This is a genomic window from Christiangramia qingdaonensis (genome assembly GCF_048381525.1).
In the GTDB taxonomy this organism is placed as follows: domain Bacteria; phylum Bacteroidota; class Bacteroidia; order Flavobacteriales; family Flavobacteriaceae; genus Christiangramia.
In genome coordinates this window covers 1,066,719-1,075,821 of record NZ_JBLWIM010000012.1, presented here as the reverse complement: position 1 = coordinate 1,075,821, position 9,103 = coordinate 1,066,719, and the positions used below count along the sequence as shown (strand labels likewise).

6 protein-coding genes are annotated in these 9,103 nt (G+C 39.7%); all 6 read right to left on the bottom strand.

Translation table 11 applies throughout. From position 1 onward, the window contains the following. A partial coding sequence (gene ligD / locus ACNI3T_RS09920; protein ID WP_418227651.1) for a DNA ligase D occupies positions 1-2,204 on the bottom strand: 2,204 nt, incomplete at its 3' end. 3 nt (positions 2,205-2,207) lie between these two features. Beyond that, complete coding sequence (gene ku, locus ACNI3T_RS09915) at positions 2,208-2,981, bottom strand: non-homologous end joining protein Ku (RefSeq protein WP_298248268.1); 774 nt, start codon at positions 2,979-2,981, stop codon at positions 2,208-2,210. A 1-nt stretch (position 2,982) separates the two neighbouring features. Then, the gene (locus ACNI3T_RS09910; RefSeq protein WP_322301033.1) at positions 2,983-3,231 is read right to left on the bottom strand and encodes a DUF7218 family protein; all 249 of its coding nucleotides are present in this window, start codon (positions 3,229-3,231) and stop codon (positions 2,983-2,985) included. Between the two features lie 206 nt (positions 3,232-3,437). Beyond that, positions 3,438-5,846 (bottom strand): sodium-translocating pyrophosphatase, encoded by a 2,409-nt coding sequence (locus tag ACNI3T_RS09905; protein ID WP_418227650.1) that lies wholly within the window; start codon positions 5,844-5,846, stop codon positions 3,438-3,440. A gap of 129 nt (positions 5,847-5,975) precedes the next feature. After that, a complete protein-coding gene (locus tag ACNI3T_RS09900; RefSeq protein WP_418227649.1) occupies positions 5,976-6,488 on the bottom strand; it encodes an inorganic diphosphatase in 513 nt (170 codons plus the stop codon). Between the two features lie 69 nt (positions 6,489-6,557). Next, complete coding sequence (locus ACNI3T_RS09895) at positions 6,558-9,050, bottom strand: DUF5686 and carboxypeptidase-like regulatory domain-containing protein (protein ID WP_418227648.1); 2,493 nt, start codon at positions 9,048-9,050, stop codon at positions 6,558-6,560. Positions 9,051-9,103 lie beyond the last annotated feature (53 nt).

Genomic DNA, 9,103 nt, shown 5'->3' with positions numbered 1-9,103 from the left:
GGTCTCGCACAGTAAGGAGCAGCCAGTGTTTGTCCCCTTCTATTCTGCAAATAATCCAGATAGATCTTATTTTTGCGATTCTTTACAGCCCGATCCATACTGGTAAGATCTTTGGTTCGCTCGAGAACATAATAACAGATGAGTTTTGTAAATTCCCGACCTTCTTCGTAAGAATATTTCGCTCCAAGTGGGATATAAATATGAATCCCCGAAGATCCTGATGTCTTGCAATAAGCTTCAATGTTTGCCGACTCTAAAATTTCCTTTGTTACCTGCGCAACTTCAATTACTTCCTCAAATGTATTTTTTTCTGAAGGATCAAGATCAATGACTACATAATCTGGTTGGTCCAATGAGTTTTTCCTGCTATTCCAGGGATTGATCTCAATACAACCCAGGTTTGCCATATAAATCAAACTAGCCTCGTCCTGGCAGAGAAGGTACTGAATATCTCTTTTTGCAGAAGTAGACCAAATCTTTAAAGTTTCGATCCAGGAATCCAGCAAACCTTCATTGTCTTTCTGGTAAAAACCTTCCTTCTCGATACCATGTGGATGCCTGTGGAGATTTTGCGGACGATCATTTAGAAACGGGATCATATATTCTGAAACCTGTATGTAATAATCGATGAGATCATACTTCCTGAAACCTTCTCCCGGCCAATAGATCTTATCAAGATTCGTAACATTAACTGTTCTGCCATTTATGTCTAAGCCATTGAAACTAGCCTTTGAAGATTTCTGAGATGATTTATTAGCGGTTTTCTCATCACTTAAAGATTTGTCTTCTCTTAAACCTTTGTACACAGGATGGCGCATTCTACCGCTCTCTGTCCATTCTGAAAATTTGATCTCGCATACAAGTTCCGGTTTTACCCAATTTGGTATTCTGCCTTTGAGGTTTATTATATGTCCGAAAGGTGACTTTTGAGTTTCAAGTCCCTGCATTTTCTGAAGTAATTCCTGCTGCACCGAAGATGAAAATCCTGTTCCGCAATTACCTACGTATTGTAATTCACCTTCTCTGTACATCCCGAGTATCAACGATCCGAAAACGGATCCTTTTGAATCTGTATAACCACAGATCAAAGCTTCTTCAGATCTTGTTCCTTTTATTTTTAACCATTTCTCACTACGATAACCTGGAGTATATACCGAATCTGCTTTTTTTGCGATCACTCCCTCCATACCATTTTTGATAGCTTTCTTGTAAAATGCATCTGCCATACTCTCAACATGCTCACAGTAATAGGTCATCTCCAATCCTTCCAGAACATCAGGAAGCAGACTTTTACGTTCGAGCAGGCCTAAGTCCAGTGTACTGTGTCCATTTAGAAAAAGTATGTCAAAAATATAAAAACGAAGATCTGCCGGAGAAGTACTGTCGTAATTCTGCAGTTGTTGAAACTGTGGTTTTCCCTGCTCATCCAGAATTACCACTTCCCCATCGAGTATCACATCATGCGGGATGTTATCCAGGTCCTGAGCGAGCTTTGAAAACTTATTATTATAATTTATACCATTCCGGGAATACAGGTTCACATTACCTTGGCTGATACTTGCAAGAACTCTGTAGCCATCCCATTTTAACTCGTAGATCCACCCGGCTTTACTAAAGATTCCATCTGCCGCAGTCGCTAGCATTGGTTTTATGATATCAGAATCGTTTAAGCTTTTTACGATTCCTTGCGGAGCATAATCTTCTGCGTCGTAATTTGAACTTACCGAATGATCGTCTTTCTTCTTTATAAGCAACCAGTGTTTCTGTCCATCCTGCCTTCTTGTTCTAACAAGGGCAAATGTTCCTTTCAGCTTATCACCATGAAATTTCACTTTCAGATCACCCTTTTTTAATGCCTCCTCAGCTCCAGAATCTCCTACCGATTCAAATGTACCGGTATCCCAGATCCGCATTTTTCCAGCTCCATAATTACCCTTTGGGATGGAACCTTCAAAGTGTAGATACTTTACCGGGTGATCTTCAGTTTCAATAGCCAGCCTCTTATCGTCGGGATTCATGGAAGGGCCTTTAGGAACGGCCCAGCTTTTAAGAACACCATCAACCTCAAGCCTCAAATCATAATGTAATCTGGAAGCTCGATGACGTTGAATTACGAACCTATGAAGATTCTCGTTTTCAAGATCACCCTTGGGCTCAGAGGTTTGAGTAAAATCACGTTTTTTATTGTATTCTGTTAAAGACATGTATTAGCTGGCCTTTGACTTTTTCTTTTCAAGGCTGGCCTTCAGTTTAGCCATAAGATCGTCTGCCTGCGTGGGTTCAGAATCGTATTCTTCAACTTTAGGCTTTTTACCAGTCGCTTTGGATTCTATGATCTTCATTAACTGGTCATTATAGATATCCTTATATTTCTTAAAATCAAAGTCAGAAGTATATTGTTCGATGAGTGAAACTGCCATATCTACCTCCTTGGCTTTTACTTTGGTTTTGGTAAGCTTTAGCTCTCCGGGATTTCTTATCTCATCTTCAAACCTAATTACGTGTAACACCAGTGCATCCCTGTAAATACCTACAAGAGATAAATGCTCCTTTTGTCGCATCACGAAAGTAGCAACACCTAGTTTTCCAGTCTTTTTCAATGCCTGGAGCAGTAAGTTATAGGATTTACCACCTTCTTTCTGTGGTTCCAGAAAATAAGGCTTTTTAAACAACACATCGGCTACCTCATCCTCATCGATAAATTCTTCGATATCGATAGTTTTAGTCTTTTTCATGTTCGCCTGGTCAAAATCCTCTTTTTCCAGAATAACATAGCCGTCATCCTTTTTATAGCCTTTTACAATATCCTTCCATTCCACCTCTTTGCCGGTATCCTCATTTACACGTTTATAGCGAATACGGGCATGATCATTTTTATCAAGCATATCCAGGTCTATACGCCTGTCTTCAGAACCCGAATAAAGTTTCACGGGAATTGAAACCAGACCAAAACTTATTGAACCATTCCAGATTGAGCGCATATTAGTGGTTTCTTAGTGCTTTAATCAATTCATCTTTAGACATATCACTTCGTCCATCGATGCCAACTTTTTTCGCCTGCTCGTAGAGTTCTTCTTTTGTTCTCTCTTCGTAATTTTCGGCTTTACCACCTTTCTCTCCGGAATTGGATGTATTGGCGATCCTCGCCGCTTTTTCCTTGCTCATTCCTTCCTTGCGCAATTTCTCGTACTGCTCATCATTTTTAATACTGGGTCCGTGATCTTTTGACATCTTCTGAATCTTTTGAATTGAACTTAAATTTAATCAACCTTTCAGCAGTCCTGAAATTTTAAGGGATTGATTAACCATAGTTTAACTGAAATACCAGTTTAAAGATCTTTTTTCCGAAGGAATAGGAGAATGATACTTTTGGCTAGAAATTGAAAAACCTCCACAATTGCGGAGGTTTCTTTATTTCTTTTTTATTGAAGGGTTTCCTATAGTGCGTCGATCTTTTTCTGCACTTCCAGGCTTGTGCCTTCAAATTCATAGGTATCACTGGTCTCATTTCCATTTAAGGAACTTGTGACCACTACCCTCGCGGTTACCAGATCGTCCAGATCATTTTTCTCCAAACTAATTTCTTTTGAAATCACAGAACCTTCCGAAGAGATCACCTCAACAGTTTCCTCCTGGTTTGGAATGTCAGCATCTGTATGCCCACCTAAAATTGGTGCGATTACCAGGCCGATAAGGCAGGTTAATTTAATTAATATATTCATTGAAGGACCTGAAGTATCCTTGAAAGGATCTCCTACCGTATCACCGGTTACTGCTGCCTTGTGAGCATCAGAGCCTTTATAGGTCATCTCCCCATTGATCATGACTCCGGCTTCAAAAGATTTCTTGGCATTATCCCAGGCACCTCCGGCGTTATTCTGAAAGATAGCCCAAAGCACACCACTCACAGTAACCCCCGCCATATAGCCCCCAAGCATTTCAGCAATCGCAAGATTATCCATTCCGAAAATCATTGGCAGAAATGCGATGACTAATGGAAAACCGATAGTTAATAAACCTGGCAACATCATTTCCCTTAAGGAAGCTTCCGTAGAGATAGCCACGCATTTATCATATTCAGGCTTTGCAGTTCCTTCCATAATACCCGGAATATCCTTGAATTGTCTTCGTACTTCCTGCACCATTTCCATCGCAGCTTTACCCACCGCATTCATTGCCAAAGCAGAAAATACCACAGGAATCATCCCACCAACAAAAAGCATAGCCAGAACAGGAGCTTTAAAAATATTGATTCCTTCAATCCCTGTAAAGGTTACATAGGCGGCAAAGAGAGCTAAAGAAGTTAAAGCAGCAGATGCAATTGCAAAACCTTTTCCTGTGGCTGCGGTCGTATTCCCTACAGAATCCAGAATATCTGTTCTTTCTCTTACTATTGGCTCCTGCTCACTCATTTCAGCAATACCTCCAGCATTGTCTGCTATAGGTCCAAAGGCATCGATCGCCAGCTGCATAGCTGTAGTTGCCATCATTGCTGAAGCTGCCAATGCAACTCCGTAAAATCCTGCGAAAGCATAAGACGCCCAGATCGCACCGGCGAATAATAAAATTGAAGGAAAGGTAGAGATCATACCGGTCGCCAAACCTGCAATTATATTTGTTCCAGCTCCAGTACTTGATTGCTGAACGATCTTGAGAATTGGTTTTTTCCCCAGTCCTGTATAATATTCGGTTACAGAAGAAATCGCACCACCTACAACCAGACCAACCAGCGTTGCGTAAAATACGCGCATGGAACTTATGTTAATCATTTCAAATCCTTCCTCTCCACCTATGAAGAATCCCATGGTCATGGTATTCGCAGGTAGCATCCAGTTTACCAGAAAATAACAGGATACCGCAACCAGTAAGATCGAAACCCAGTTCCCGATATTTAAAGCTTTCTGAACTTCAGATTCTTTAGCCGAATTTGAAGAGATCCTTACCAATAATGTCCCGATTATAGAAATGATAATTCCTACTCCGGCGATTGCCATTGGTAATAAAATTGGACCAATACCACCAAAACCTTCGCTGGTGATATCACCTCCCATATCCTCGATTATATAATTTCCAAGCACCATTGCTGCCAAAACTGTGGCCACGTAACTTCCAAAAAGATCGGCTCCCATCCCGGCAACGTCACCTACATTATCTCCAACATTATCTGCAATAGTCGCAGGGTTTCTAGGGTCATCTTCAGGGATACCTGCTTCAACCTTACCAACGAGATCAGCTCCAACATCTGCAGCTTTGGTATAAATCCCTCCTCCTACCCTGGCGAAAAGCGCTATAGATTCGGCACCGAGAGAAAAACCAGCAAGAGTTTCCAGAACTACGGTCATTTGCTGAGTATTGGTCCACTCTCCTCCCATAAAATAATGAAAAAAGAATATAAAGAAGCCGGTAAGACCAAGAACTGCGAGACCAGCAACTCCAAGTCCCATCACTGTTCCACCTCCAAAAGAGATATTCAAAGCTTCTGGCAGACTGGTTCTTGCCGCCTGTGTCGTTCTTACATTAGTTTGGGTAGCGATCTTCATCCCGATATTTCCGGCGAATGCTGAGAATATCGCACCAAAAATAAAGGCAACTATAATAAGGTAATGAGTGGTTGGAACAAAATATGCGATTGCGGCTAACGCAATGCTGGCTCCAATCACAAAGAGAGTCAATAATTTGTATTCTGCTTTTAAGAAGGCCAGGGCTCCTTCATAGATGTGTGCTGAAATTTCTTTCATTTTTCCGTCTCCGGAGTCCTGTTTCATCACCCAGGATCTTTTGACCCACATAAAAATGAGTCCGATGATTGCCAGCACCGCTGGCAGGTAGATCATTATTGATTCCATATTAGCTAGTTAATTGTTAATTAAATATTAATGCTAGCTAATGTAGTAAAATTGGTAACAATTAAAAAAGCAACAACTTTTTAAGGTTATTGCTTTCATATTCTTAATAATTTGAGTGATATCTTGCGATTATATTCCGAATCTGGATTTATCACCTTCATAGTTCTCATATCGTTCGATACACTGTCTAATGATCTCACGAGCTTCGTCTGCATCTCCAAAATCTCCTGTATCTACCTTTTTCTTCTCAAGATCTTTATAAACCTTGAAGAAATGTTCGATCTCTTTAAGCATATGACCATTCAATTCTTTAAGATCGTTCAATCTATTCCAGATAGGATCTGATACCGGCACGCAGATGATCTTCTCATCCGGACCTTTTTCGTCTGCCATATGGAATACACCGATAGGCTTCACTTCCATCACGATCCCTGGAAAGGTAGGCTCAGAAACCAATACCAATACATCAAGTGGATCTTCATCTAATGCAAGGGTGTTAGGAATAAAACCATAATCTGCAGGATACATCATCGAAGAGAAGATCATCCTGTCGTAACGTACTTTTTTAAGTTTGAAATCGTATTCGTATTTATTTCGGCTTCCCTTTGGGATCTCGATCAATACATCAAAAGTATTCGACATTTTTATATTTTTATCTAAATTAAAATTCAGGGCAGCAAATATAGTTATTTCTGATATTTAAACTATTATCTAAAAGTGAAATCCGAAATCTATTGTAAACGCAAGACTCCTTGCATCAGAATTATCGAAGTAATTTCCACGGAAATGAACATCAAACCGCATGACCTTTAAAATATTTCCAATACCCAGACTATACTCGTAAAACGGATCATTATCTGGAGCTACCAGCGGTAAACCGGAAGCATCTAAATCTTTACTATCTTGTGAAATATCTCCATAGACCGCTCGAAATCCTACTAATTCCCGCAGGTTTAAATCCCTTAGCAACGGAATTCTTGAAAATAGCCTTCCATTAAAATTATGGTCGATATGAATAGCTGAATAACTATCTGTCACAAATTCATAGAAATCCAGTGTTGGAAACGAATTATACATACTAAAATATGTCTGGTTTCCAGGAACTACACTCAGCAAACCTAAAGGCACAGCGTCAAATGTCTTCCCGGCTTCCAGGCTGATATTGGATCTACCAAAACCACCAATTAACAATGGCTGATTGTAAAAGAACTGAAGTTTCTTATAATCAAAATCACTATTAAAAACTTCTTTAACTCCAAGACTGTAGTTTAAAAATAAAGTTGGAAAATCCTCTTCATTCACCACATTACGCTCCACTCCAAAGCCAGAAGTTTTCCTACCCGGTGTCCAGGTTATGATCGTAGAAAGTTCGGTTTGGTTAATCTCACTATCGGTGATCGTACGCGTGTCGTCTACGTAATATTCAAGACTAAAACCTTCAGATGCTGGTTGTAATATTCTGTAGTTAGCTCCGAATCTTAGGGTAAGATTTTTTACCGGTTCCAGTTGTACGGAAAAAACACTTAAATTAATAGAACTCAATTTATCTGTATCTCCAACATTCAGAAGCGATGAAGACGCAAGACTCCTTCCCAGAACATCTGTGGAATTAGTAAGACTGGTTCCTAACTGCTCTACATCCCTTCGGTTTCCACCACTTAAGATTAGTCGCATTTTGTAATCCAGCAGAACTTTTGCTGATACTCCATACTTGAATTTATGGTCTTTAAATCCATAAGCGCCATATGCCTCGATTCTCCATGGATCATTCTGCCCGAAATAGGTTCTTCCTCCAAAACGGGTTCGAACTCCTTCCACGTCATTAAATCCAAAAGTGGAATAAACAGGACCATAATCCCATCCATCAAACTCTACGTAACCAGACTGCGCAATCGTGGCTATATCATACAATCTGTTAAAAGCCTTTGTCTTTGTAAGACTGTCCAGCATTACATAGATTCCTTCTTCATCATCGTTTAACTGTTCCAGCCTGTTTTCACTCCAGAACTCGTCACTTCTATTATAAGCCTGAGATTGCGGATTGTAAACTGGTTGATTATAAAAACTCGATCCCCGTTCTTTATTAAACTCATACTCATCGTAAAGCATGGTTCGTTTCGCGTAAACTCCCTGTGAGGTTTTCTTTTTGTTTATTCCGAAGTCGGCCATAAAGAAATCCTTCTCTATCAAAAAAACAGAATCATTCAGAACTTCGAAATCCTGTTCGATATAAACCTGTTTGATCCAGTTTATATTTACATCCTTAGTAGTTTCGAGATTGATGTTCTTCACTGCCCAGGTCGTATCATTCACCCAGAAATCTCCTTTAAAAGTTAGTTCATTCTCACGGCGTGGATAATAGACGATATTATAGCACCACTTATTGTCGATATAAGCACTATCAGACAACACATAATTGTAGGTATCGATCCCTGTAGTCGAGATTGGGCTTACAAAGGATTTATCGAAGAACTTGATATAGTTTTTATAGATATCGTAATCGTCATAAATATCCTTCACAAAATCGATCAGGTTCCTATTCTGATTGAATCCGGAATTCTTGTTTCCTAGTAAAACCTTTTTCTCTTCATTGATCTTATTATCCCCATAAACCTGGGTTACCGACTCGTTAATGAACATAGGCAGATAAGTCTTCCCGGTCACTGCATTGGTATCTGCATAATCGAAAATGAACTCCATTCCATTAAAGATCCTGCTTTCTACGACAGCACTATCTATGGTATTGAGATCAAATTCAAGTTTTTCGTATTCCTTATAACTATACTGGTCGAAAGCATTTACACCGTTGCTTCGGCGGTTTGCCCAAACTTTCTTTAAGATATCAATTGCCGGGTTGTTCTTCTTCGAGGTTTTCCCACGATAGATAACTACTTCATCAAGACTGGAAGCTTCCTGCTCCAGCTTCACTTCCATGTTTAGATTGACCCTGGATTTTAAAGCGATATTTTTGGTTTTGTAGCCAATAAAGGAAAACACAAGGGTATCATAGTTATCATCTGACTGAAGGTAAAACTCACCAACTTCATTGGTAGTCGTTCCTGAAGTAGAATTTGCGAAAACTACATTCGCAAAAGGCACAGTAGCTCCGGTGTCATCGGTAACAATTCCTCCAGCTTTTGTTTGAGCGATTAGACTGAAAACTGGAAGGAGAAAAAGTATAAAAAGGTAGGTGTATTTGTTCATTATAGGATAAAAAAAAACTTCATCGTTTAGATGAAGTTTCAAAGATAGGTTGA